Source organism: Lacinutrix gracilariae, assembly GCF_042684485.1.
In the GTDB taxonomy this organism is placed as follows: domain Bacteria; phylum Bacteroidota; class Bacteroidia; order Flavobacteriales; family Flavobacteriaceae; genus Oceanihabitans; species Oceanihabitans gracilariae.
Window position 1 is genome coordinate 587,667 of sequence record NZ_JBHULM010000007.1, and the last position, 25,143, is coordinate 612,809.

Consider the following 25,143-nt stretch of genomic DNA (forward strand, 5'->3'; position numbering starts at 1 on the left):
TGCGTAACTTCACAATGAAAAAGAAAAAACATTTTGCTATGAATACCTTAAAAAAATTAGCCCTTCTATTCTGTGCTGCATCCTTATGTACAGCTTGTTTTGAAGATTTAGATGACACACCTATTACTAGCAACGATATTAAAGATTTTGTTTATAAAGGAATGAATTATGCCTATTTATACAAAGAAAACAAACCCGATTTGGCTGATGACAGGTTTTCTAGTGATAGTGAGTACTCTAGTTATTTAAACACCTTTGACAGTCCGGAATCCTTATTTGAAAACTTAATTTATGATAGAGAAAACATCGATAGATTTAGCTGGATTACTAGTGATTATATTGCTTTAGAAGAAAGTTTTAATGGTCTACGAAAAAGTAACGGTTTAGAATTTGATTTTTACTACCAACCAGGAAGCACAACCAATGTTTTTGGAATTATTAGACTAGTTTTAAACAATAGTCCTGCGGAAAGTTTGGGTTTACAACGCGGACAAATTTTTAATGCAGTCAATGGTGAAACTTTAACAGAAAGTAACTTGAGCACCTTATTAAATCAAGACTCCTATACCTTACATCTTGCAACCTATAACAATAATAACACACCAAATGACGATAGTGATGATACTATAGATACCTCTAGCGAAACTGCAACCTTAAGCAAAATTACTTTTACCGAAAACCCAGTACACAAAACCGAAATATTAGAAGTGAACAACCAAAACGTTGGCTATTTAATGTACAATGGTTTTACTGCAGATTTTAATACCCAACTAAACAATGCTTTTGCCACTTTACAAAGTAATAATGTACAAAACTTAGTTTTAGATTTACGCTATAATCCTGGAGGTTCGGTAAATACAGCAACGCTTTTAGGAAGCATGATTACAGGACAATTTACTGGCGAAGTTTTTTCAAAACTAATCTACAATAACGATTTACAAAGTAATAATACCGAATATCTTTTTACAGATTCTTTTGAAGGAAACAGTATAAACAGTCTTAATTTACAAAAGGTTTATGTGCTTACCACAGATACTACTGCCTCTGCTAGCGAAATGGTTATAAACAGTTTAAAAGCCTACTCGCAAATAGAAGTGATACAAATAGGACAACAAACTACAGGAAAATCGCAAGCATCTATAACCATTTACGATTCTCCAGATTTTGGAAGAAGTGGTGCAAACCCACTACACACCTACGCGATGCAGCCATTAGTTGCTAAAACAGTAAACAAATTAGAAGCAAGTGTACCTAATGAAGGATTAACACCTACAATAGAACTACAAGAAAACCCTCAAAATTATGGTGTTTTAGGTGATGAAAACGAACCCTTACTTGCTGCTGCTTTACAGCATATTTTACAAAACGGAAGATATGCACCTAGAACAAATAATTTTAATAAGCTAAAAAACAAAGTAGACTATCAACCTTTTGAAAACGGCATGTACATTGAATAATAAAACATACTTTAATTGGAGCACAGGAAAAGATGCTACTTTAGCTTTATATTATTTACTTCAAGACAAACATTTTTCTGTAGAGAAATTAGTTACAACAGTTAATACTCACTATCAAAGAGTGACTATGCATGGTTTGCCAATTTCTTTATTAAAAAAGCAAACCGAAGCAATTGGCATTTCGTTACAAACTATAGAATTACCAGAGCAACCTAGCATGACTGATTATGAAAGCATCATGTATAATGCCTTACAGACCTTAAAGGCAGACCACTTTACACATAGTGCTTTTGGAGATATTTTTTTAGAAGATTTAAAAAAGTATAGAGAAGACAATTTAGGTAAACTTGGTATTTCTGCTGTGTTTCCGCTTTGGAAAAAGAACACTAAAGCTTTAATTACAGAGTTTCTAGACTTAGGCTTTAAAGCTGTTATTGTTTGTGCTAGTGCCAAATATTTCTGTGAAGATTTTGTTGGAAAAACCATAACGCAAGAACTTATTGAAAACTTACCAAAAGAGGTAGATCCTTGTGGAGAAAATGGAGAGTTTCATACCTTTTGTTATGATGGTCCAATTTTTAAATCTCCTATTCCTTTTACCCTTGGAGACAAAGTGTATCGAGAATATAATACACCGAATACCAAAAACGAAAAATCTGGTTTTTGGTTTTGCGATTTAATTGCATAAAAAAAGCCACTCCTAATGAGTGGCTTTTTCAAAATAATTAAAGGCTGAATTTAATTAAAATGAAAACTATTTGGTCCTACTCCTACTGTAATGGTATTTAATAAAGTACCATTTAATGCATATTCATATACATTACTGTTAGAGTTAAAATCACCTCCATCAGAAATATAAATTTTTTCATCTTCTACATTAAATCCGTACATAACACCATAAGTAGATGTAGAATTATAGGTTAATAAAGCAGTATCAGAAATAGTAGTACTACTCATAGAAGCACTATAAACTGAAGCATCTACAGTAAAGTAAAAAGTATCATCTTCTATTACTAAATTTTTAGCACCAACTAATGAAGCAGGAAGATCTATTGTATTTTCAATAGTATTAGTAATTGTATTGATTTTAAAAATCTTTCCGTTAGATGCGTAGTCATAAGATAATAAATATAAATCATCATCTTCTTCTATTATTGAATTTGGAGAGTTTCCTACACCTAAATCAATACTTGTTAATTCTTGTGTATTTGTATTTAATACAGTTACTGCATTTCCGCTACCATAATATCCATTAGAAATATACACATAATCATCATCTGATGTGATTTTTTCTGAATAATCTCCTACAATCATTGTTGTTGTTGAGTAATCATTTAAATCAATAATAGTAAGAAAATCGTCAGTTCCTGTACTCCAATCTGCAGAGTTAGTTACATATGCTTTTCCATTTTCAACAGTACCATATCTTGGTGCAGAAAAGTTAGTATTAATAGTAGCTATATATTCAAATGTATAACGATTAACAACAGTTACTTGATTTGCAGATCCAGAAATAATAAATGCTCTAGTATCATCAAAAAAGATATCTTGCAAATAAGAACCTATCTCTTCTGCAGCAGGATTTACAAGTCTAAAAACGTCTTCTACAATAATACCATCATCACCAACAAAAGTGATAGATGCTGTTGCAGGATTTCCGTTTCCTTCATTTAACACAAAATAGCCATTGTCATAATCACCTAAGTTTGTATCACCATTAGAAGAATCATCATCATTACTACATGATGTAATTAAAAGGCCAAAAAATAGCGTAAATGCTAAAAATTTAAATTGTTTTTTCATAGTTTAAAAATTAATGTTTAAGTAAAAATTATAGTTAATTCCAGGCATGAAGCGATTTGCTACACTCTGATAGTTTTTGTTATAAAGGTTTTTAATTTGTGCTCCTAAAGTGAATTGTTTCTCTTTTCCTAAAGCATAAGTAAGTCCGATATTAGAAACCAAATAAGCATCTAATGTATACTTAGGATCGTCATCTTGTAAAGTAAGTACTTCACCAACATAAAGGGTTTGGTAATATAAAGAAGCACGATTATACTGATAGTTAAAAGTAGCTGTAGCCTTATGTTTTGGCACATAAATTAGTTGTAAATCTGTTTCTTTATTTTTAGAAATAGTATATGCATACGTTCCTCCTAAAGTAAACTGATGGTCTTTTAAAGTATACTTAAAATCTAATGCAGTTTCCAAACCATAGCTTTCTACATGGTCTGTATTTACAGGCTGCCAATTACTTCCTTTAGGAAGCCAACGAATCATATCTTTTATATCATTATAAAAACCTGTTGCCGAAAAAGACAGGTATTTAAAGTCTAATTGATGACTCATTTCTACCTGATTTGAAGTTTCTGGTTTTAAATTGGTATTACCACTTCCTTCCCAATACAAATCATTATAGGTAGGTATTCTAAAATTCTTAGAACCATTTACATTAATGGTATAATGCTTACCAAATTGATATTGCAATCCTAAACTATATAGTAACGGACTCTCATAGTTATTGGTAATTTCTTTTCGTAAAGCAGCTTCGTATAAAAAGGATTTAATCTCTTGTTTGTACAACAAGCTAAAGCTAGAAATAGTTCGTTCTTTTTCACCAATACTAGATCCTTCGCCAGAAGTATTTGTTATATCTACAACACCTTGTAACATGGCATCCTTAAATACACGATAGCTTAAATCGTATTTACCTATAAGGGTTTTTGCTTCTCCAAAGGAATAGGTATCCAAATTGCTATTTGCAAAATATTTGTACTGCTCGGTAAGATATGCTAGTTTTAAGGTAGAGATGAATTTTCCGTATAATCCATTCCATTCTAGCATGTTTCTAGAATTTAAATCTTGGTATTTTGTAGGTGTTTCTGAAGGAAATATAAACGAAAATTCGCGTTCGCCATCATATAGGTAACTGTACAATTTCAGCACATTTTTCTTATTGATTTTATATCCAAAATTTGCAGATACACTCTGATTGTAAAACGCACCATTAAGATTGGTTTTATCACTATCTACATAATCGTAATCATTGTCTGAACTCGATCTACTAATCGCTACATCTACACTAAATTTTTCAGAAGAAAATCCAGACTTCACGCCTACATCTAAAGTATTAAAGCTTCCGTAGTTGGCATAAATAGAATTCTTAAATCCTTCTTTAAAAGCGATATCATTATTTAGGTGAATAGAACCACCAATGGCACCACTTCCGTAAAGCACACTTCCTCCTCCACTTCTAACGCTTACTGCATCAAAATTGCGAATATTGATGGTATTAAAATCGGTTTGACCGTTAAATTGCGAATTGATATTAATACCATTCCAAGCTACAACAGTTTGCTGTGCTGTGGTTCCTCTAAAGGATGGCGAAGAAACCATTCCTAAACCATTTTCCTTAAAATAAATATTAGAATTGTAATTTAACAACTGGGTTAAAGAAGGTGCACTTTTAGATAATATAGTGTCTTTTAATGTCTCAACCTTTTGTGTATTTGAAAAGGTTTTTAAGTATCTATCTGACTTTAAAACTACTTCATCTAATTGTTGCACAGAGTCAAGCATTGTTTGCGAGAAACAGCTTAAACTAAAAATAACACCAACTAAAAATAGAATACCTTTTTTCATAATCTTAAAATCTTTCTCCCGAAGATTTATTGAATGTTGAAATTGGCAGGTCTCCTGACTTGCGTCTTCATGTTGGTCTTCCCAGAAATTATTTCCAGTGACTTGAAGTATAACATGAAGCTTTATAGCTTACAGTTGCGGGAACAGTTCTAGACTTTAACTAGATTCCCTTTTAATTGACTTTGCATCATTGCAAAATCAAACCAAAATTCTCTGCAAAAGTAGTTTCTTTTTTAAATGCAAGCTAATTTATGGCTACTTTTTCTTATTCATTTTATAAATGAGAAATATAAAACCAATTAAAAAATGAAAGATTATAATTCCACCTACTATATATATTGTTACATTTGAACCGTCTCTCATGACTAAAATTTTATATAAATTTACACGATTTTAATCTGTTTAAATGCCACAAATGTTACAAAACAAAACTTTTACTTCCCTTCTATTTTGTAGTATACTATTCTTTATTTCTTGTAAAAAGGAAGTAAAAACTATTCCTGAAATAAGCAAACAAGATGTTGTAAATACAGCTTTTAAATATGCCGAAGGTTTTACCATTACGCATAACGAAAACTTTAAAATATTAAACATTAAAAATCCTTGGCCTAAAGCAGAAAAAGAATATAAATATGCATTAGTACCTAAAAATATAGCATCAAAAATCACTTTAAATAAAGAGGAATTTGATGGCATCATTACTATTCCTATTGAAAAAATAGTAGTTACCTCTACCACACACATTCCTGCTTTAGAACTTTTAAATGCAGAAGAAACTTTAATAGGTTTTCCTGGTACAGATTATGTTTCTTCAGAAAAAACAAGAGCTAGAATAGATCATCAAGAAATTAGAGAACTAGGAAAAAACGAAGGTATAAACACCGAAGTTTTACTACAATTACAACCAGATGTAGTTATTGGTTTTGGTATTGACGGAAACAACAAAACCTTTGAAACTATTAAAAAATCTGGTATTCCTGTAATTTATAATGGAGATTGGGTAGAAAAAACGCCTTTAGCAAAAGCAGAATGGATTAAGTTTTTTGGTGTACTTTACAACAAAGGAAAAGAAGCAGATGCTATTTTTAACCAAATTGAAAAAGATTACCTAGAAGCTAAAAAAATTGCATCGAAAGTAAAAAAACAGCCAACGGTTTTAAGTGGTGCTATGCATAAAGACGTATGGTATTTACCAAATGGTACAAGCCCAGAAGCACAAATATTAAAAGATGCCAACGTAAACTATTTATGGAGTGAAACTTCAGGAACTGGTAGTTTAGCCTTAAGCTTTGAAGCTGTTTTTGATAAAGCTAAAGATGCCGATTTATGGTTAAGTCCATCATATTACAACAGTTTAAATGCGCTAGAAAAAGCCAATCAACATTACACCAAATTTGATGCTTTTACAAACAAGAACATTTATTCTTTTGCAAACACAACAGGTAAAACTGGAGGTGTTTTATATTATGAACTTGGTACAGCAAGACCAGATTTAGTATTAAAAGATGTCATTAAAATTTGCCATCCAAAATTATTACAAAACTATACACCTTACTTTTTTAAAGCCTTAAAATAATTGTCTAAAACCAATACATATAAAACACCTTTTGTAATATTAATACTTGTATTACTATGCTGCTTTTTTGCTAACATTAGCTTAGGTTCTGTATCTATTCCTTTTAAAACTATTTTTGAAAGTTTAATTGGTACCACAGACAATTATATTATTCAAAATTACAGGCTACCAAAGGCATTTACTGCTATTTTAGTAGGTTCTGGATTAGGAATTTCAGGATTATTAATGCAAACCCTTTTTAGAAACCCTTTAGCAGGACCTTTTGTTCTTGGTATTACTTCTGGAGCAAGTTTAGGTGTTGCTTTAGTAATTTTAGGTGCAGGAATTTTTGGTGGTGTATTATCGGCTTTATTAATTTCTAAATGGACCATAGTTATTGCGGCAAGCTTAGGTAGTTTCTTGGTTTTATTGGCTGTATTAATTGTATCGTCTCGTGTTAGAGATACTATGGCTATATTAATTATTGGTTTAATGTTTGGAAGCATTACTGCTGCTGTGGTAAGTGTACTCTCCTATTTTAGTTCTGCCGAACAATTACAACAATACATTTTTTGGGGATTTGGTAGTTTAGGAAACCTCTCTTGGAGCGAACTTGCTATTTTCTTTATTATTTATTGTTTTGGTATCCTTTTAAGTATTGTTTCTATTAAAGGATTAAACACCTTATTACTAGGTGAAAACTATGCAAAAAGTCTAGGATTAAATATTAAGCAAAGTAGATTAATAATTATTTTAGCAACTAGTTTATTAGCAGGAACCATAACCGCTTTTGCAGGACCAATTGCTTTTATAGGTTTAGCAATTCCGCATGTAACTAGACAGATTTTCAATACTTCTAACCATAAAATATTAGTACCAGCAGTATTTTTATTTGGCGCTATTGTCATGCTTATTTGCGATTGCATTGCACAATTACCAACTAGTGATTATACGTTACCTATTAACGCAATAACTTCTTTAATTGGAGCTCCTGTGGTCATTTGGTTATTGGTTAGAAAAAGAAAGATGGTGTTTTAGTATAAAAAAATGCTATTTGTTGATTTAAAAAAATCAAGCTTATAATAAAATAAATTAGGAATTGTAACACAGTCGGAAACGTCAAAATTCAGTAAAAAGGAATTATATTAGTTAAACAAATTAGAAAAAAGTATTGTCAGAAACCAACCAACATATCATCCTTAAAACCGAAAACCTAGCAATAGGATACACTTCTAAAAAAGAAGCAATTACAATTGCTGAAAACATAAATATTACATTAAAAAAAGGAGAACTGATTAGTTTAGTTGGTGCAAATGGTATTGGTAAATCTACCCTATTACGCACAGTAACTCAGGTACAAGCTAAACTGTCTGGAACCATTCTTTTAAACCAAAAACCTTTAGAAAATTATACTAATTTAGACTTAGCAAGAAGTATGAGTTTGGTTTTAACCGAAACTATTGCGTCTAAAAATCTATCTGTTTTTGAGCTTATTGCACTAGGAAGACAACCTTACACCAATTGGGTTGGTAATTTATCTGAAACAGATATTGCTATTGTTAACAAAGCCATTAAGCAAACCAATATTGAAGATTTAAAACACAAAAAATGTTTTGAACTTAGTGATGGTCAATTACAAAAAGTAATGATTGCACGTGCTTTGGCACAAGACACCGATTTAATTATTCTAGATGAGCCAACCACACATTTAGACATGTACCACAAAGCATACATTTTAAAATTGCTTCAAAAAATAGTAAAAGAAACAGGTAAAACCATTCTTTTTTCTTCGCATGAAATAGACTTAGCCATTCAATTGTGTGACACTATGGTTGTAATGACCAACAAAGAAGTGGTTTCAGATTCGCCTTGTCATTTAATTCAACAAGGAACTTTTAATACTTTATTTCCTAAAGACTTGATTAGCTTCGATGCAACTACCGGAAGTTTTAGAGTAAAAAAATAATTCCATCAAAATTACCATATAAATTCACTATATTTATATCGCTCATTTTCAAGCATTTAAACCTATCTAGTTAAATTTATCGTATTAATTTTATGACATTCTAAATTATAGAAAACATGAAAACGAAATTAAATCTATTATTATTTTCACTTCTCACATTGACTTTAATGTCTTTATTTCTATTCCATAAAGAAGAAGAAATCGACTATTCTAAAAAATATGGCATGAATGTGATTTCATGCACACCTGCAACGTTTTTATTAGAAGAAATAGACAGCACCAAACAAATTTCTCCACTATTTGAAAATCTTGGAAACCATACCTACAAAGTCAGTACAAAAAACCAATTGGCACAACAGTTTTTCAATCAAGGTTTACGACTAACATACGCTTTTAATCATGCAGAAGCACATCGCTCTTTTATGGAAGCGTCTAGATTAGACCCAAACTTAGCGATGGCTTTTTGGGGACAAGCTTACGTACTAGGCCCTAATATTAATGATCCTTTTCCAGACGATGATCGTAAAAACAAATACAACGAAGCAATAGAAAAAGCGAAACAGTTAGCAACCAACGCAACTAAAAAGGAACAAGCCATCATAGAAGCATTAACCCATCGATATTCTAAAGATTTAACTGCAGATACTCCTGAATTAAACCTTGCATATATGCAAGCTATGACTAAACTTGTTGAAAAATATCCCGAAGACACCAATATTAATACTTTATTTGCTGCGTCGGTTATGAATACGGTTCCATGGAGTTATTGGGACAAAGATGGTAACCCTTCCCCAAATATTGATAAAGCAAAAATAGCGCTAGAGAAAGCCATGGTATTAGATGCCAATAACCCTGGAGCACACCATTATTATATTCATATGGTAGAATTACCAAAACCAGATTTGGCAATTCCAAGTGCAGAAAAACTCGCGTCATTAATGCCTGCTGCCGGACATATTGTACATATGCCGTCTCATATTTATATACGTGTTGGTAGATATAAAGATGCTGTAGAATCTAACCAAAAAGCCATTTTAGCAGATGAAGATTATATTTCACAATGTTTATCTCAAGGCATGTATCCTTTAGGGTATTATCCGCATAACATACATTTTTTATGGTCGGCAGCAACCCTTTTAGGAAACAGTGAAATTGCTATAGATGCCGCTAAAAAAACAGCAGAAAAAGTTCCGACAGGAGAATTAAAAGAACTTCCTTTTTTACAAAATTTTGCTGCAACGCCACTACTTGCCTATACACGATTTGGAAAATGGAATGAAATTCTAACCATTCCAAAACCAAATGATGACATCAAACATTTAAAAATGATTTGGCATTATGCGCGTGGGATAGCTTTTATTAGAAAAAACAATATTAAAGAGGCACAAGAAGAACTAGACGCTATTGCTAGTTTTATTAAAGATCCAGAAATGGAAACCATAGTGGCTACAGGTTTTGATAATGGTACTACTATTTCTAAATTGGCATTTCAAGTCGTTGCTGGCGAATTAGAAGCCTTAAAAGGAAACCATGATTCTGCTATTACACATCTAGAAAGCGCTGTAGAAATGGAAGATCATTTAATTTACAACGAACCATCTGCATGGTATATTCCGCCAAGACAAAATTTGGGAGCTGTATTACTTCATGCGAAAAAATATAAAGAAGCAGAACAAGTTTTTAAAGAAGATTTAAAAGATTTAAGACAAAATGGTTGGTCATTAATGGGTTTATACAAAAGCTTAAAAGCCCAAGGAAAACAGGATGAAGCAAACAAAATAAAGCAAGAGTTTGATACTGCTTGGAAGGATGCAGATATTGAAATTACTACTTCTATTTTATAAACAACCAATTGGCAAATCATTTTTCAATCCTTCATTTTATTTCTGAATAAAAATTTATCTTTGGATAAACTTCTATTTTTAATGACCGACAACATCATTCTCATTCTAGCCATTATCATTGCTGCAACTATTGGTGCTTATTTAGGCATGCTCTTCACCAAATTAAAAAGTAAAAGCGAAAAAAGTACTTTAGAAGAACGCAATAATAACTTACAACAGCAGTTCAACGATTTTAAACAATTTTCGGAAACCGAAAACCAAAAACAAAATCAAAATTTTGAAGCGAAACTATCCGAATTAAGAGACGTAATTTCTAAAATTGAAAGCGAACGTGAAGAAATTCGTCGTGAAAAAGATTTTTTAAATACCGAATTAGCACGAAGAAACTCAGAATATGAAAACCTTCAAAAACTAAATTTAAAAAGAGACGAAGAATTAGAAGAACGCCAAAAACAGCTTCGTACAGATTTTGAAAACTTAGCCAATAAAATACTAGATGCAAAATCTGAAAAATTCACCCTTCAGAATAAAGAAAACATCAAACAAATATTAAATCCGTTACAAGAAAAAATTCAAACTTTTGAGAAAAAAGTAGACGATACTCAAAAAGAAAGCATCAGTATGCATTCTGCTTTAAAAGAGCAATTATTAGGTTTAAAAGACCTAAACCAACAAATGACAAAAGAAGCTACCAACCTAACCAGAGCATTAAAAGGAGACAGTAAAATGCAAGGTAATTGGGGCGAATTGGTACTAGAACGTGTACTTGAAAAGTCTGGATTAGAAAAAGACAGAGAATATTTTGTACAACAAAACTTTACTAGAGAAGATGGTTCACGTGTGCTTCCTGATATTGTGTTGCACTTACCAAACAATAAAAAAATGATTATTGACAGTAAGGTGTCTTTAACAGATTATGAACGTTATGTAAATGCAGAAGATGAAGAACGTGAAACTTTTTTAAAAGCACATATCAACTCTATTAGAAGACATGTAGATCAGCTTTCTGATAAAAAATACGAAGACCTATATGATATAGAAAGTCCTGACTTTGTTTTGCTTTTTATACCAATTGAACCTGCTTTTGCAGTTGCTATTAATGCCGATAATTTACTTTATAATAAAGCTTTTGAAAAAAACATAGTTATTGTTACACCTTCTACGCTACTAGCTACGCTAAGAACAGTAGATAGTATGTGGAATAACGAAAAACAACAACAAAACGCTATTGAAATTGCTAGACAAGCAGGTGCTTTATATGACAAATTTGAAGGTTTAGTTAAAGACCTAACAGGAGTTGGCAAAAAAATTGATGATGCTAAAAAAGACTATTCTGCTGCTATGAATAAATTAGTAGAAGGAAGAGGAAACTTAATTACTAGCGTAGAAAAAATTAAAAAGTTAGGAGCAAAAGCTAAAAAATCATTACCAGAAAGCATTATTAAAAGAGCTATTGAAGATAATGAATAAACAAAAAATAGACTGGATATACCAATGGTTTTTACGTTTGCGTTATTTTAGAATGCTATGTATTGGCGCTGCTTTAATTAGTTTTAGCATAGGTTTATTCTTTTCAGAGTATAGCATTATAAATAAACCCGATTTTGATATATTTATTGGTGTCCTAACTTTTTTATTAGGAATTATATTTTCGTTTATAGGACTTTATTATAGAGTAGAAACGGAAAATGGCATTAAAGAAAAAAACAAAAATTAAATTCTATATTAAAACGGAAACAACCTACAATTAACATATAAATATTATGATTAAATTTTTAACAAAAGCATTCCTTACCATTGCATTACTTTTTGTGGCTTATTTCTGTTTTATCTATTTTGCAACCTATAGCGAAGGCGTTAGAGCTGGAGAATTAGTTAAATTTAGTAGTAAAGGAGTTTTGTTTAAAACTTGGGAAGGAGAAATAAGTCAAGGGGTTTCTGAATCGCAATTTTTTAAATTTTCTGTACAAGATAAAGAAGAACAAGTTATTAAAGACCTAAATCGTTTACAAGGTAAATTTGTAAAACTAAGCTATTTTGAACGTTACAAAACCCTTTTTTGGTTAGGAGATACCCAATATTTTATTACAAACGTAGAAGAAGACACCACAAGAAATTATAACAGATACTAGTATGAAACTTAAATTTAAAACAGCAGATTCCTCACGTATAAGTATTTCACTACTTATGCAACCATCACATTCTAATTTTGGAGGTAAAATTCATGGTGGATATATTTTAAGTTTAATGGATGAAATTGCATTTGCTTGCGGCTCAAAACACTCAGAAACCTATTGTGTTACAGCTTCTGTTAATACAGTAGATTTTTTAAATCCTATAGATATTGGAGATTTAGTAACCATGAAAGCCTCTGTTAATTATGTTGGTAGAACATCTATGGTTGTTGGTATTCGTGTAGAAGCAGAAAACATTAGAACAGGAGAAACCAAACATTGTAACTCTTCTTATTTTACAATGGTTGCTAAAGATGACGATGGCAAATCTGTAACTGTTCCTGGTTTAATACTTAATGACAAAAAAGAAGTTGTTCGTTTTTTAAAAGCAATAAATAGAAACGAAAATCATAGAGCTAGAAAAGAAGAATTTAATCATGTAGACTTTTCTTTAGAAAACTATTTAAACGATTTAAAAAACCATCGTGTTAAAATTGATTTACCAGATAATTTAGATAGTTAATTTTGTTTTTAAACAATATTCCGTAATAAAGGAATATTTTAAATTATTCCATAAATAAGGAATAAATTTGATTATTCCATAAAAAAGGAATATATTTGATTATCACGTAATAAAGCGATAAAAACAAATATCACTTTTTTACATGATATTTAAAGTTATCACACATAAAAGTGATAAAAAAATAAATCAAATGACTAGTATTATAACAGGAGACATTATTAAATCTCGAGCACAGACAAATCCTGAGGTTTGGCTTAGCCATTTAAAAAATGCATTATCGTATTTAGAAAAAGATAATTCGCTTTGGGAAATCTATCGTGGAGATAGTTTTCAAATAGAAATTAAAGACGCAACCAAAAGTTTTGAAGCTGCTATTTACATAAAAGCAGCCATTAAAATAATAAAAGGCTTAGATGTAAGACTAGCCATTGGTATTGGCGAAAAAACCTACCAAGGTAAAGACGTAACAGAATCTAATGGTGAAGCATTTATATACTCTGGAGAAACTTTTGAAACCTTAAAAAAAGAAAAACAAAACCTTAAAATAAAAACAAAGTCACCAATACTTAACAAAGAGTTAAACCTATATTTTAAGCTAGCGTTAATTAGCATGGATCATTGGACCGTTAACTCAGCAGAAATTGTTAAATTAACCTTAGAAAACCCTAAAGCATTACAAGAAGATTTAGCAAAAAAAATTGGTACTAACCAAAATGCTATTAGTAAACGTTTAAAACGTGCTAATTTAGATGAAATACTAGCATTAAATAACATGTATATACATAAAATAAGCAGCTTAACATGATACTACTTATTAAACTTTTACTAGCGCACTTAATTGGTGATTTCTTTTTACAACCATATAAATGGGTTAGAGATAAGGAAACTAAAAAACTAAAATCTACAAAACTATATCTACATGTACTCATTCATGTTATTTTACTTGGTATCCTACTTTGGGATGTATCAAAATGGCCAATTATAGCAATTATTGGCATTACACACCTTATAATTGATGCAACCAAACTAATTATTCAAAAAAATAAAACAAGACGTTTACTTTTCTTTTTAGATCAGGTATTACATATTGCTGTAATTTTTAGTACCTACTATATATTTACAAATACCACAATAGATTTTAAATCGCTTTTTACCGAACAAAATATATTATTAATTACCTGTTTGGCCTTTTTAACACAACCCGTTTCTATAATAATGAAAACTATTTTTATAAAATGGGATATTTCTAAACTTACCAAAGGCACAGAATCATTAGAAGATGCAGGAAAATACATTGGTATTTTAGAACGTATTTTAGTCTTTATTTTTATAATTGCCAACCATTGGGAAGCTGTAGGATTTTTAATTACAGCAAAATCTGTTTTTAGATTTGGAGATTTAAAAGAATCTAAACACCGAAAACTTACCGAATACATACTAATTGGTACACTAATTAGCTTTGGTATAGCTATAATTACTGGTTTACTTTACTTGTTTTTAATGCAATAACCTGAAAAACAGTAGGTTAACTCGTTATTTTTTTATATATTAAGTAGGAATTTTTAAATAAAGTTGCTATGAAAAAAAATATACTATTACTCGTTTTTTTTATTACCTGTAGCTTATATGCACAAACTACGCATGATTTAGATTGGGAAAGAAATATTACAGGAAATGCAGATTTAACTATTGAACTTGGCGACACTGTACGTTGGACATGGACAGACACAAGTCCGCATACTGTAGAAAATGTAGTTTCAAGTGCTGTAGAAGTTTTTAACAGTGGTACTTTAACAGGATTAGGCCAAACCTTTTCTTATACTTTTACCGTAATTGGTACCAATGATTATTTTTGTGGTATTCATGGTGCAGCAAGTATGTCTGGAACTATAACAGTAGACCTTACAGCTAGCACTGAAGAGGAAGCGTTTAAGACCTTTTCTATAACACCAAACCCAGCAACCTCAAATATAGTTATACAGCTACCAAACAACTCTAATCCAGCCGAAATAGAAGTGTATAATGTTATAGGCAAACGTATGCTTATAAAATCACTAAACACCACAAGAAACACAGCTATAAACGTTTCTTCATGGCAAAGTGGTTTTTATATTATTAGAGTAATTTCTGGAGATAACGCACAAACCAAAAAGTTTATAAAACAATAAAAGCATCAGAAAAATACTGATGCTTTTATAAGCTTTTAAAAAAGTACTGAGTAAATTATTATTTACTCAAATACATTTTACGTCTAGAATATAAATTATAAAATTCGTCTTCTTTTAAACTATCTATAAATAGAATACTTTCTCCTGTACTTTTCATTTCAGGACCAAGTTGTTTATTTACATTATGGAATTTATTAAAAGAGAAAACAGGTTGTTTAATAGCATACCCTTTAAGATTAGGTTTAAAATCAAAATCTGTAATCTTCTTTTCTCCTAACATTACTTTGGTTGCATAGTTTACGTAAGGTTCACCATAAGCTTTTGATATAAATGGTACAGTACGTGAAGCTCTTGGATTTGCTTCAATAATGTATACAATATCATCTTTTATTGCAAACTGAATGTTTATTAAACCTACAGTATTTAGAGCTAAAGCAATTTTTTTGGTATGGTCTTTAATTTGTTGCATCACAAATTCACCTAAATTAAAAGGAGGTAAAGTAGCGTTACTATCTCCAGAGTGAATTCCGCAAGGCTCAATATGCTCCATTACACCAATAATGTACACGTTTTCACCATCACAAATAGCATCTGCTTCTGCTTCTATTGCTCCATCTAAATAATGATCTAGTAATAGTTGGTTTCCTGGCATTCTTCTTAATAAATCAACAACATGTTTTTCTAGTTCTGCTTTATTAATAACAATCTTCATACCTTGTCCTCCTAATACATAAGAAGGTCTTACCAAGATAGGAAAATCTAAAACGTCTGCAATAGCAGCTGCTTCATCTGCTGTTGTTGCAATATCAAATTTTGGATAAGGAATATTATTTTCTTTTAATAGGTTAGAAAATAACCCTCTGTCTTCTGCTAAATCTAAAGCTTCAAAACTAGTTCCTAGTATTTTAATTCCGTATTTGGTTAATTTTTCAGCTAATTTTAAAGCTGTTTGTCCACCAAGTTGTACAATAACACCTTCTGGTTTTTCATGTTTAATGATATCATAAATATGTTCCCAAAAAACAGGTTCAAAGTATAGCTTATCTGCAATATCAAAATCTGTAGAAACGGTTTCTGGATTACAGTTAATCATGATCGTTTCATAACCACATTCTGCTGCAGCTAAAACACCATGCACACAACAATAATCAAACTCAATACCTTGCCCAATTCTATTTGGACCAGAACCTAAAACAATAATTTTCTTTTTATCTGAAACTACACTGTCATTATCTGCATAACGTTTACCATCTGCGGTTTCAATATCATTTTCAAAAGTAGAATAATAATAAGGTGTCATTGCTTTAAACTCAGCAGCACAAGTATCTACTAGTTTGTAAATTCTTTTTACACCTAATTCTTCACGTTTATTATATACTTGACTTTCTAAACAGTTAAGCATGTGTGCAATTTGTCTGTCACCATATCCTTTTTGTTTGGCTTCTAGCAACAAATCTTTTTGAATACTTTCTATAGTAAAGGTTGAAATTTCTTTTTCAAGCATATATAGTTCTTCGTATTGTTTTAAGAACCACATGTCTATTTTAGTTATTTCATGAATTCTACTTAACGGAATTCCCATTTGAATAGCATCATAAATAACAAAAACACGATCCCAACTTGCATATTTAAGTTTGCTTACAATTTGCTCGTAATCTTTATAACCTTTTCCGTCAGCACCTAAACCATTACGTTTAATTTCTAATGATTGTGTTGCTTTGTGTAAAGCTTCTTGAAAAGAACGACCAATTCCCATTACTTCACCTACAGATTTCATTTGTAGGCCTAGAGTTCTGTCGCTTCCTTCAAATTTATCAAAGTTCCAACGAGGTATTTTTACAATTACATAATCTAAAGTAGGCTCAAATAAAGCAGAAGTAGATTTTGTAATTTGATTTTGTAATTCGTCTAGATGGTAACCAATAGCTAATTTTGCAGCAATTTTAGCAATAGGATATCCTGTTGCTTTACTTGCTAATGCAGAAGAACGAGAAACACGAGGATTAATTTCAATAGCAATAATATCTTCATTTTCATCTGGACTTACAGCAAATTGCACGTTACAACCACCAGCAAAATCACCAATACTACGCATCATATGAATTGCCATATCACGCATTTTTTGGTAGGTTTTATCGCTTAAAGTCATTGCAGGAGCAACAGTAATAGAGTCTCCTGTATGAATACCTATAGGATCCATATTTTCTATAGAACAGATAATTACTACATTATCATTAGCATCACGTAAAAGTTCTAGCTCATACTCTTTCCATCCAATAAGTGCTTTATCAATCATGACCTCATGAATTGGAGAAATTTCTAATCCGCGAGTTAATAATTCGTCAAAATCTTCTTCTTTATATACAAAAGAAGCACCAGCACCACCTAAAGTAAATGAGGCTCTAATAATTAAAGGAAAACCAAACTCTTGTGCTATTTCTTTTCCTTTTAAATAAGAAGTTGCTGTAGCTTGAGGTGCCATTGGCACACCAATTTTAAGCATTAGCTCTCTAAATTTTTCTCTGTCTTCGGTAATATTAATAGCGTCAATATCTACACCAATTATCTCTACACCAAAGTCTTCCCAAATTCCTTTTTCATCTGCTTCAATACATAAGTTTAAAGCAGTTTGTCCTCCCATTGTTGGTAAAACAGCATCAATTTGTGGATGTTCTTTTAATATTTGAACTAAAGACTTTGTTGTTAAAGGCAACAAGTACACATGATCAGCCATAGTAGGATCTGTCATGATTGTTGCAGGATTAGAATTAATTAAAATGGTTTCTATACCATCTTCTTTTAAAGAACGTAAAGCTTGTGTTCCTGAATAGTCAAACTCACAGGCCTGCCCAATAACTATTGGTCCAGAGCCAATGATCAAAATAGATTTTAGTTGCGTGTTTTTTGGCATTGTATTAAATTATAGTGTGTTGCAAAAATAACATTTATTAGATATAAAAAAAGGCGTTACACCTAAGTAACGCCTTTATAATATTAACAATTGTTAATCATTATCTTTTATGTCTTGTTTCAGTTGATACAGACAATTTTTTTCTTCCTTTAGCTCTTCTACGTGCAAGTACTTTTCTTCCATTAGCAGACGCCATTCTTTCTCTAAAACCGTGTTTGTTTCTTCTCTTTCTTTTTGATGGTTGAAATGTTCTTTTTGGCATTGTCTTATGTTTTTAAATCTTCTTTATTATATATTTTATTCAGTAATGAGTTTCCTCAAATCTGCGCGCAAATATACAAAGCCTTTTTTATTTAACAAACCTAAATTTAAATATTTTTTTTGAAATTTATTAAGTGGTGTTTTCCATAAAAATTTAGTTTCTTTGTAATCCAAAAATTTTAGTAAAAAATGTACAACAAAAATTTTAAGTTAATTATTGCTGCAATCATAGTGGGAGTAGCTGTTTGGCAGTTTATAGAAGGTTATATTGGTAATGGAATTATGTTTATTTTATTATCCTTAATCTTTATATTACTGTACTTTAAAAACGAATTTATTTTATTAGCTTTTTTAAAATTACGTAAGCAAGATTTTGAAGGAGCCAATAAATGGTTAGATAAAATTAAAAATCCGGAGGCTGCTTTAGTTACAAAACAGCAAGGTTATTATAACTATTTAAAAGGTATTATGGTGAGCCAATCTAACATGAATGAAGCAGAAAAGCGATTTAAAAAAGCCCTTTCTCTTGGTTTATCTATGGATCATGATATTGCTATGGCTAAATTAAATTTAGCAGGAATTGCTTTTTCTAAAAGAAGAAAGCAAGAGGCGCAAGTTTTATTAAAGGAAGCCGAAAAATTAGATAAGCGTGATATGCTTAAAGACCAAATTAAAATGATGAAAGATAATATGAAGCGTGCTCAAGCACCTAATCAACATTATGGTCAAGGAGGATCTATGCGTTCTCAAAAAAGAAGAAGTAGATAATTTATAATAGCGGAGAAAACAATCTGCAAAACGATTCTTTTAATTTAGTGAAGGAGTTTCTCTTAATCCATGTATTTAGAGAAACTTCTTCACTATTTTTTATGTCTTCTTGAAATTGTGCTACTAGCGTTTTACTTACAGACTCTTGATAGATAAAAGCATTAATTTCAAAATTTATATTGAAACTTCTATAATCCATATTAGAAGTGCCAATAGAAGAAAAAATACCATCTACAACAATGGTTTTAGCGTGTATAAATCCTTTTTTATATCTATAAACCTGCACTCCTGCTTCTAACAAATCTTGTAAATAAGAGTTTGTTGCATGTTTAGCTGTCCAGGAATCGGATGCTTTAGGTATTAACAGCTTTACTTCTACTCCACTTTTAGATACTACTTGCATAGCGCTAATAATTTCATCATTAGGAATAAAATATGGCGTTGTTATGTACACATATTTATTTGCAGTCATTATTGCAGTAAAAATAACTTCCATAATATTAGCCCAATCTGTATCTGGCCCACTTGCTGCAATTTGTACAGGAGTTTTTGTTGTTACTTTAGATTCTGGAAAATAGTTTTTGGTAATTTTTATAGAACTGTTGGAAACAAAATTCCAAGTCATAAAAAAATGAATTTGTAATTGTGTTACTGCTTCTCCTTGAATTTTTAAATGGGTATCTCTCCAAAAATCTTCAGAATGGTTATTATTTAAATAATTATCCGCAATATTAATTCCGCCAATATATCCTATTAAACCATCTATTATAGCTAATTTTCTATGGTTTCTATAATTTAAATTTCCTGTAAATCTGGAGAAAAAAACAGGCATAAAAGGAAATAATTCTACTCCAGAATTTTTAAGCTTTTGTTTTACAGATCTTGAGAGTTTACTACCAACATCATCTATACTAACACGTACTTCTACTCCATTTTTAGCCTTTTCGCATAGAATATCTATAACTTCATTACCTATAATATCATCTAAAAAAATATAATATTCTAAATGTATGTGATTGGTTGCTTGTTTTAAGTCGTGAATTAAACTTTTAAATTTATCATCACCATTTTTTAAAATTTCTACCTTGTTTTGTAGCGTTAAAGGAGAAGATTCATTGGTGTATAATAACTTAACTAGTTTTAATTTTTCGTCTAAAGCTTTATCTATTTCCTTTTTTTCAAAATAAGATAATTCTAACTCGTGATTAATTTGCTTTATAACACTTTTATTTAAAACATCTTTACGGTTAAATAGTTTTGACTTTCTATATTCTTGTCCGAAAAGATAATAAACCAGAATACCAAGAAAAGGAAAAACCAATAAAACAATGATGTAGGTCATTGTTTTAGATGGATTTATATTTTTAAATAAAATTATAAAAGCAGCAGAAATAGCTAATATATAATTAACTATAATTATTATAGTCCAAATATTATTCGCTATAAAATCTAGCATTAAGGTTGCGTTTTATAGTAACCTTGTTGCGGAATATCTATAAAATATTCTTTTCTTGAAGCATTGTTTAATTTAGGCTCACGAAGCCAAGGGTTATGAATTTTAAGAATTTTATAGTTTATACCAAAACCTTTAGCAAAACTTGAAAAATCGGTTACTACAGTATCTACTGCAACCTTATAAGTTGGTATGTATCTGTATAAATCTTTATCTCTAAAGTTAAACCCATATTTATCTGGATTACTTAAAATTTCTTTTAGAGCAATTATTCTAAAAACATAACGTCCTGTTTCTTCACCTAAAAGCAAATCATAATAACTAGATACGTCTTGTTCTTTTAATCTTCTTGCCATTCCTGCCATTCCTGCATTGTAACCAGCAGCAGCAAGCGTCCAAGAGCCTAATTTTTCTTTCGATTTTTTTAAATACTCACAAGCAACCTCTGTTGCTAGTTCTACATTATAGCGTTCATCTACATTGCTATTTACCTCCAGACCATATTCTCTTCCTGTAGCTTTCATTATTTGCCAAACACCACTAGCACCTGCTGGAGATTTAGCATTAGTTAAACCACTTTCAATAACTGCTAAGTATTTAAAATCATCTGGCACACCATGTTTTGCAAGAATAGGTTCTATAATAGGAAAATATTTTCGAGCACGTTTAAACATTAAAAAACCATTAGATTGCCAATAGGTATTTACTAACAATTCTCTATCCATACGCTCTAAAATATCTGGATTATGCAAAGGCACTTGCTCTCCTGCAAACTCTAAATCACTTGGTACTTGTAAAGCGTAAACATTATAGTCGTTTATTAATTTTTTTTCAAAGTTTTCATCTGTTGGTGCATCTTGTAATGCAAAAACAAAAAAGGCACAAAGGCTTAATAATCCTAAAAGTGCAAGCGTATTTTTTATCCATTTCATAGTCCCTAATTTTTTGTATAAAGTTAAAAAATAAATAGCATAATTATGGTGAGAATTTACTGTAATATTAATTCTGGTAAATTCCTGTTAAACCACCTGTATTTATTAATAATCATGATGTGTGTACCACCTTTTACAGTAATACAATCACTAACATATTTATGCGGAAAAACAATATCTTTTTCTCCGTGAATATGAATAGCTTCTGGTATTGGTTTATCTTGTTGCCAGCACACTACTTGCTCTATAGCCCAATCTAGATATACCTTATCATACACAGACATGTATTTTTTATATAACGCTATTCTTTTGGTTATATTTTTCCCGAAAGAATATTTTGCTAAAGTATCTATATTACTCGCTAAACTTGTAGGTAATATTTTATATGCTTTGGTGTATTTAGCAATTCTCATGCGCTTTGGTAGCTCATGCATGGTTTTTACAGAAGAAACTACAATGAGTTTACGTAGTTTAATATGTTTACTCATTTCTTGCACTAAAATACCACCAAAAGAAACACCTAATAAAACAATATTTTCATGTTCTATATGCTTCGTCATGCGTTTTGCATACGCGCTTAAAGTTTCTTTTTTAGAAGGAATCACCCACTCTAACAAGTGTATTTTAAACCGCTCTTCTGGTAATTTTATATTTTCAAAAATAGAAGGATTAGCAGCCATTCCAGGCATTAAATACACATGTATAAGCTCTTGATTCATTCGTTTTTAAGTTCTTATTAACACCAAATAACCGATTAATTTTCGTAAATTTACAGAACAAAACTATGAAAAAAGTTTTTACTCCTTAATTTTCCTTTGAAACAAAAATACAGTATTATGATTGATGCAGCTGAATTAATTGACAATGCCTTTTTACGTCAATTTGAATTAAAAATTGAAGACCATTTAGCAAAAATTGAATATTCTCTTCAAGAACGAAAAATATTTTTAACCAAGATTTATATTCCAGAAGAACTTTTTACCGAAGATTTTCAAAATGAATTTATAAAACTTGTATTAAAAAATATTGAAGATAGAAACATAAGCATTGTTCCTACCTGTCCTCAAATTGTTAAGTTTTTTAGAAAAAACAGACAATATAAAAGTATGTTACCTGTAGGTTTAAGAATATAATTAAACAAAAAAAACGAAGCAAAAGCTTCGTTTTTTTTTATGCATATGTTTTAACAAAGTCAAATCTTACTATACCATCATCATCAATTTTAGTAAGGGTTACCTCGTGCAGTGTATTTACTAGTTCTGGATTCCATGGTGTTTTAACTTTTACATAATTTTCTGTAAAACCGTGAATGTATCCTTCTTTATTTTCACTTTCAAATAGAACCGTTCTTGTACTTCCTATTTGGCTTTCATAATAAGCTCTTCGTTTTTTAACAGATAAACCACGAAGCATTTTACTACGCTTTGCTCTAACATTTTTAGGCACTACTCCTTCCATAGTAGCAGCAACGGTATTATCTCTTTCAGAATAGGTAAAAACGTGTAAATAAGAAATATCTAAGTTGGTTAAAAAGTTATAGGTTTCTAGAAACATTTCATCGGTTTCACCAGGAAAACCAACAATTACATCTACACCAATACAAGCATGTGGCATTACTTCTTTTATCTTGTTAACACGATCTACATACAATTCTTTCATGTATCTTCTGCGCATTAACTTTAAAATTTCATTGCTTCCGCTTTGTAAAGGAATATGAAAATGAGGTACAAATATTCTGCTTTTAGAAACAAAATCTATGGTTTCGTTTTTTAATAAATTAGGCTCAATAGATGAAATACGCAAGCGCTCAATGCCTTCTACCTTATCTAAAGCTTCAACTAACTCATAAAAAGTATGTTCGTGCTTTTTATTACCAAACTCACCTTTACCATAATCACCAATATTAACTCCTGTAAGTACAATTTCTTTTATACCTTTTTCTGAGATTTCTTTCGCGTTTTTTAACACGTTTAAAAGCTCATCACTTCTAGAAATACCTCTAGCTAATGGTATGGTACAATAAGTACATTTATAATCACAACCATCTTGTACTTTTAAAAATGCACGAGTTCTGTCTCCAATAGAATAACTACCTACATAAAAATCTGCTTCTTCAATTTCGCAAGAATGCACATGACCAAAATCATTTTTAGACAAGTCATTTATATAGTCTGTAATTTTAAATTTTTCGGTAGCACCAAGCACTAAATCTACACCATGAACATCTGCTAATTCTTGTGGTTTTAGTTGTGCATAACAACCTACTGCAGCAACAAAAGCATCCGGATTTACCTTTTGTGCTTGTTTTACAATAGTTTTAAATCGTTTATCTGCATTATCTGTAACAGAACAAGTATTAATAACGTATATATCTGCTTCTTCTTTAAAGTCTACACGCTCAAAACCTTCATCTTTAAAGTTTCTAGCTATAGTAGATGTTTCAGAGAAATTAAGTTTACAACCTAAAGTATAAAATGCGACTTTTTTTTGTGCCATGAATGTAATAATAAAACGATGCAAAATTACATAAAAAGAGCGTTTTAACTAGTTAAAACGCTCTTTTTTATATCTAGGCTAAAAATGTTTGTTTTAGCTTCTTATTACTTTTTTAGTTATACTACCTAAATCTGTAGCTACTTTTAACAAATAAACACCAGACTCTAGATTACTTAAATCTAAAGAAGTTGTATTATTTGTTTTTAATACTTGCTTACCAATAACATTATATAATTCTATACTTTTAATAGTAACATGATTAGAAACATCTAGATGAAGTATATTTTTTGTTGGGTTAGGATAAACAGAAACACTAGTATCTAAAGAAAATTCTTCTACACTCAATAAATTTCCTACAACATTCATTACATATTGATTATCAGGAAAACCAATGCTTGTAGCTGTTGTAGGTGAAGTTATACCACAATCTACAGCTTTTAAGTAGCTATCATCATTTTCTCCTCCTGTATTGATACCAGGAAAAAAGGTTTCACCTGTATTAGTACCACTATCTCCAGCCAAAACCTCAAAAGCAATTGCTGTAGTTCCTGAAGGAATTGTTGCCGATAATGCTACACTTACTAAGCTTAAATCGTCTGCAGCAGCAGATGTATGGGTTGCACTACCTATTAAAGTTAGTGTAGCTGTAGTTAAATCATCTGATGATGCTGTATAAACATTACAAGTAATTATTTTACCATCATCTGCAGCTCCTTGACCATACTCTACAGAAGTAATTTCAAAATCTCCTGTAATACTATAATCTGCTAAATTATAAGCTCTCAAAAATGAATTTTCCCTGTATTCTCCAGTTCCTGTAGGTGGCTGACTCCAACATGCAACACCTCCATCTGCAACAGAAACAGGGTCGTTAGATTGTGTAATTATTACTTGTGCTTTTAAAGACAAGGTGAATAAACCAATCATAAAAAAAAGAATGTAATTTTTTTTCATATTATAAAATTTTAGATTAACATTGATTAAATATATAAA

24 protein-coding genes and 1 riboswitch are annotated in these 25,143 nt (G+C 30.6%); of the genes, 15 read left to right on the forward strand and 9 right to left on the reverse strand.

The features are described from left to right. The first annotated feature begins 38 nt into the window (after nucleotides 1-38). Together ACFSSB_RS05600 and ACFSSB_RS05605 are read left to right on the forward strand one after the other, a co-directional pair. Nucleotides 39-1,457: a S41 family peptidase gene (locus ACFSSB_RS05600; RefSeq protein WP_379901871.1), complete on the forward strand. Its 1,419-nt coding sequence runs from the start codon at nucleotides 39-41 to the stop codon at nucleotides 1,455-1,457. Beyond that, complete coding sequence (locus tag ACFSSB_RS05605; protein ID WP_379901874.1) at nucleotides 1,450-2,145, forward strand: Dph6-related ATP pyrophosphatase; 696 nt, start codon at nucleotides 1,450-1,452, stop codon at nucleotides 2,143-2,145. Before ACFSSB_RS05600 ends, ACFSSB_RS05605 begins: the two co-directional genes overlap by 8 nt. Nucleotides 2,146-2,195: 50 nt before the next feature. Here ACFSSB_RS05605 and ACFSSB_RS05610 read toward each other — a convergent pair whose 3' ends face one another. Together ACFSSB_RS05610 and ACFSSB_RS05615 are read right to left on the reverse strand one after the other, a co-directional pair. Then, on the reverse strand, nucleotides 2,196-3,260 hold the full coding sequence (locus tag ACFSSB_RS05610) for a YncE family protein (protein ID WP_379901876.1): 1,065 nt from the start codon (nucleotides 3,258-3,260) through the stop codon (nucleotides 2,196-2,198). Between the two features lie 3 nt (nucleotides 3,261-3,263). Beyond that, nucleotides 3,264-5,099 (reverse strand): TonB-dependent receptor plug domain-containing protein, encoded by a 1,836-nt coding sequence (locus ACFSSB_RS05615; RefSeq protein ID WP_379901879.1) that lies wholly within the window; start codon nucleotides 5,097-5,099, stop codon nucleotides 3,264-3,266. A 27-nt stretch (nucleotides 5,100-5,126) separates the two neighbouring features. Next, nucleotides 5,127-5,322, reverse strand: a riboswitch (cobalamin riboswitch). 192 nt (nucleotides 5,323-5,514) lie between these two features. Between ACFSSB_RS05615 and ACFSSB_RS05620 the strand changes: the two genes are divergently transcribed. The 11 genes from ACFSSB_RS05620 to ACFSSB_RS05670 all read left to right on the forward strand — a co-directional run bounded on the left by ACFSSB_RS05620 (nucleotide 5,515) and on the right by ACFSSB_RS05670 (nucleotide 15,329). After that, nucleotides 5,515-6,675: an ABC transporter substrate-binding protein gene (locus ACFSSB_RS05620; RefSeq protein WP_379901881.1), complete on the forward strand. Its 1,161-nt coding sequence runs from the start codon at nucleotides 5,515-5,517 to the stop codon at nucleotides 6,673-6,675. Then, complete coding sequence (locus ACFSSB_RS05625; protein WP_379901883.1) at nucleotides 6,676-7,692, forward strand: FecCD family ABC transporter permease; 1,017 nt, start codon at nucleotides 6,676-6,678, stop codon at nucleotides 7,690-7,692. A gap of 133 nt (nucleotides 7,693-7,825) precedes the next feature. Continuing rightward, a complete protein-coding gene (locus ACFSSB_RS05630; RefSeq protein WP_379901886.1) occupies nucleotides 7,826-8,620 on the forward strand; it encodes an ABC transporter ATP-binding protein in 795 nt (264 codons plus the stop codon). A 116-nt stretch (nucleotides 8,621-8,736) separates the two neighbouring features. Further along, nucleotides 8,737-10,464 (forward strand): tetratricopeptide repeat protein, encoded by a 1,728-nt coding sequence (locus tag ACFSSB_RS05635; RefSeq protein ID WP_379901888.1) that lies wholly within the window; start codon nucleotides 8,737-8,739, stop codon nucleotides 10,462-10,464. Nucleotides 10,465-10,545: 81 nt separating this feature from the next. Continuing rightward, nucleotides 10,546-11,934: a DNA recombination protein RmuC gene (gene rmuC / locus ACFSSB_RS05640; RefSeq protein ID WP_379901890.1), complete on the forward strand. Its 1,389-nt coding sequence runs from the start codon at nucleotides 10,546-10,548 to the stop codon at nucleotides 11,932-11,934. Next, nucleotides 11,927-12,181 carry a hypothetical protein gene (locus tag ACFSSB_RS05645; RefSeq protein ID WP_379901892.1) on the forward strand — a complete coding sequence of 85 codons (255 nt, stop codon included), beginning with the start codon at nucleotides 11,927-11,929 and terminating at the stop codon, nucleotides 12,179-12,181. Before rmuC ends, ACFSSB_RS05645 begins: the two co-directional genes overlap by 8 nt. 46 nt (nucleotides 12,182-12,227) lie before the next feature. Beyond that, on the forward strand, nucleotides 12,228-12,596 hold the full coding sequence (locus ACFSSB_RS05650) for a 6-phosphogluconate dehydrogenase (RefSeq protein ID WP_379901894.1): 369 nt from the start codon (nucleotides 12,228-12,230) through the stop codon (nucleotides 12,594-12,596). Nucleotide 12,597: 1 nt separating this feature from the next. Then, a complete protein-coding gene (locus tag ACFSSB_RS05655; RefSeq protein ID WP_379901896.1) occupies nucleotides 12,598-13,161 on the forward strand; it encodes an acyl-CoA thioesterase in 564 nt (187 codons plus the stop codon). Between the two features lie 190 nt (nucleotides 13,162-13,351). After that, nucleotides 13,352-13,966 (forward strand): transcriptional regulator, encoded by a 615-nt coding sequence (locus tag ACFSSB_RS05660; protein WP_379901898.1) that lies wholly within the window; start codon nucleotides 13,352-13,354, stop codon nucleotides 13,964-13,966. Then, nucleotides 13,963-14,670: a DUF3307 domain-containing protein gene (locus tag ACFSSB_RS05665; RefSeq protein WP_379901900.1), complete on the forward strand. Its 708-nt coding sequence runs from the start codon at nucleotides 13,963-13,965 to the stop codon at nucleotides 14,668-14,670. Before ACFSSB_RS05660 ends, ACFSSB_RS05665 begins: the two co-directional genes overlap by 4 nt. A 68-nt stretch (nucleotides 14,671-14,738) precedes the next feature. Continuing rightward, on the forward strand, nucleotides 14,739-15,329 hold the full coding sequence (locus tag ACFSSB_RS05670) for a T9SS type A sorting domain-containing protein (protein ID WP_379901902.1): 591 nt from the start codon (nucleotides 14,739-14,741) through the stop codon (nucleotides 15,327-15,329). Nucleotides 15,330-15,387: 58 nt separating this feature from the next. Here ACFSSB_RS05670 and carB read toward each other — a convergent pair whose 3' ends face one another. Together carB and rpmH are read right to left on the reverse strand one after the other, a co-directional pair. Further along, on the reverse strand, nucleotides 15,388-18,240 hold the full coding sequence (gene carB, locus ACFSSB_RS05675; protein ID WP_379901907.1) for a carbamoyl-phosphate synthase large subunit: 2,853 nt from the start codon (nucleotides 18,238-18,240) through the stop codon (nucleotides 15,388-15,390). Nucleotides 18,241-18,340: 100 nt separating this feature from the next. Next, nucleotides 18,341-18,502: a 50S ribosomal protein L34 gene (rpmH, locus tag ACFSSB_RS05680; protein WP_379901909.1), complete on the reverse strand. Its 162-nt coding sequence runs from the start codon at nucleotides 18,500-18,502 to the stop codon at nucleotides 18,341-18,343. A 188-nt stretch (nucleotides 18,503-18,690) separates the two neighbouring features. Between rpmH and ACFSSB_RS05685 the strand changes: the two genes are divergently transcribed. Continuing rightward, a complete protein-coding gene (locus tag ACFSSB_RS05685; protein ID WP_379901911.1) occupies nucleotides 18,691-19,269 on the forward strand; it encodes a DUF2892 domain-containing protein in 579 nt (192 codons plus the stop codon). 1 nt (nucleotide 19,270) lies between these two features. On the opposite strand, the gene cls is transcribed toward ACFSSB_RS05685, so the two are convergent. Genes cls through ACFSSB_RS05700 form a run of 3 tightly spaced genes read right to left on the reverse strand, consistent with a single transcriptional unit; the run spans nucleotide 19,271 to nucleotide 22,373 of the window. Beyond that, complete coding sequence (gene cls, locus ACFSSB_RS05690) at nucleotides 19,271-20,725, reverse strand: cardiolipin synthase (RefSeq protein WP_379901914.1); 1,455 nt, start codon at nucleotides 20,723-20,725, stop codon at nucleotides 19,271-19,273. Further along, on the reverse strand, nucleotides 20,725-21,654 hold the full coding sequence (locus tag ACFSSB_RS05695) for a lytic transglycosylase domain-containing protein (protein ID WP_379901916.1): 930 nt from the start codon (nucleotides 21,652-21,654) through the stop codon (nucleotides 20,725-20,727). The genes cls and ACFSSB_RS05695 overlap by 1 nt, the downstream gene beginning before the upstream one ends. Nucleotides 21,655-21,710: 56 nt before the next feature. Beyond that, entirely contained in the window at nucleotides 21,711-22,373 is a 663-nt protein-coding gene (locus ACFSSB_RS05700) for an alpha/beta hydrolase (protein ID WP_379901918.1), read from the reverse strand. Between the two features lie 117 nt (nucleotides 22,374-22,490). On the opposite strand from ACFSSB_RS05700, the gene ACFSSB_RS05705 reads away from it, so the two are divergent. Then, nucleotides 22,491-22,787 (forward strand): GNAT family N-acetyltransferase, encoded by a 297-nt coding sequence (locus ACFSSB_RS05705; protein ID WP_379901921.1) that lies wholly within the window; start codon nucleotides 22,491-22,493, stop codon nucleotides 22,785-22,787. A gap of 37 nt (nucleotides 22,788-22,824) precedes the next feature. Here ACFSSB_RS05705 and mtaB read toward each other — a convergent pair whose 3' ends face one another. Both mtaB and ACFSSB_RS05715 read right to left on the reverse strand, forming a co-directional pair. Next, nucleotides 22,825-24,150 (reverse strand): tRNA (N(6)-L-threonylcarbamoyladenosine(37)-C(2))-methylthiotransferase MtaB, encoded by a 1,326-nt coding sequence (gene mtaB, locus ACFSSB_RS05710; protein WP_379901923.1) that lies wholly within the window; start codon nucleotides 24,148-24,150, stop codon nucleotides 22,825-22,827. Nucleotides 24,151-24,243: 93 nt separating this feature from the next. Beyond that, a complete protein-coding gene (locus ACFSSB_RS05715; RefSeq protein ID WP_379901925.1) occupies nucleotides 24,244-25,104 on the reverse strand; it encodes a T9SS type A sorting domain-containing protein in 861 nt (286 codons plus the stop codon). Between the last annotated feature and the right edge of the window lie 39 nt (nucleotides 25,105-25,143).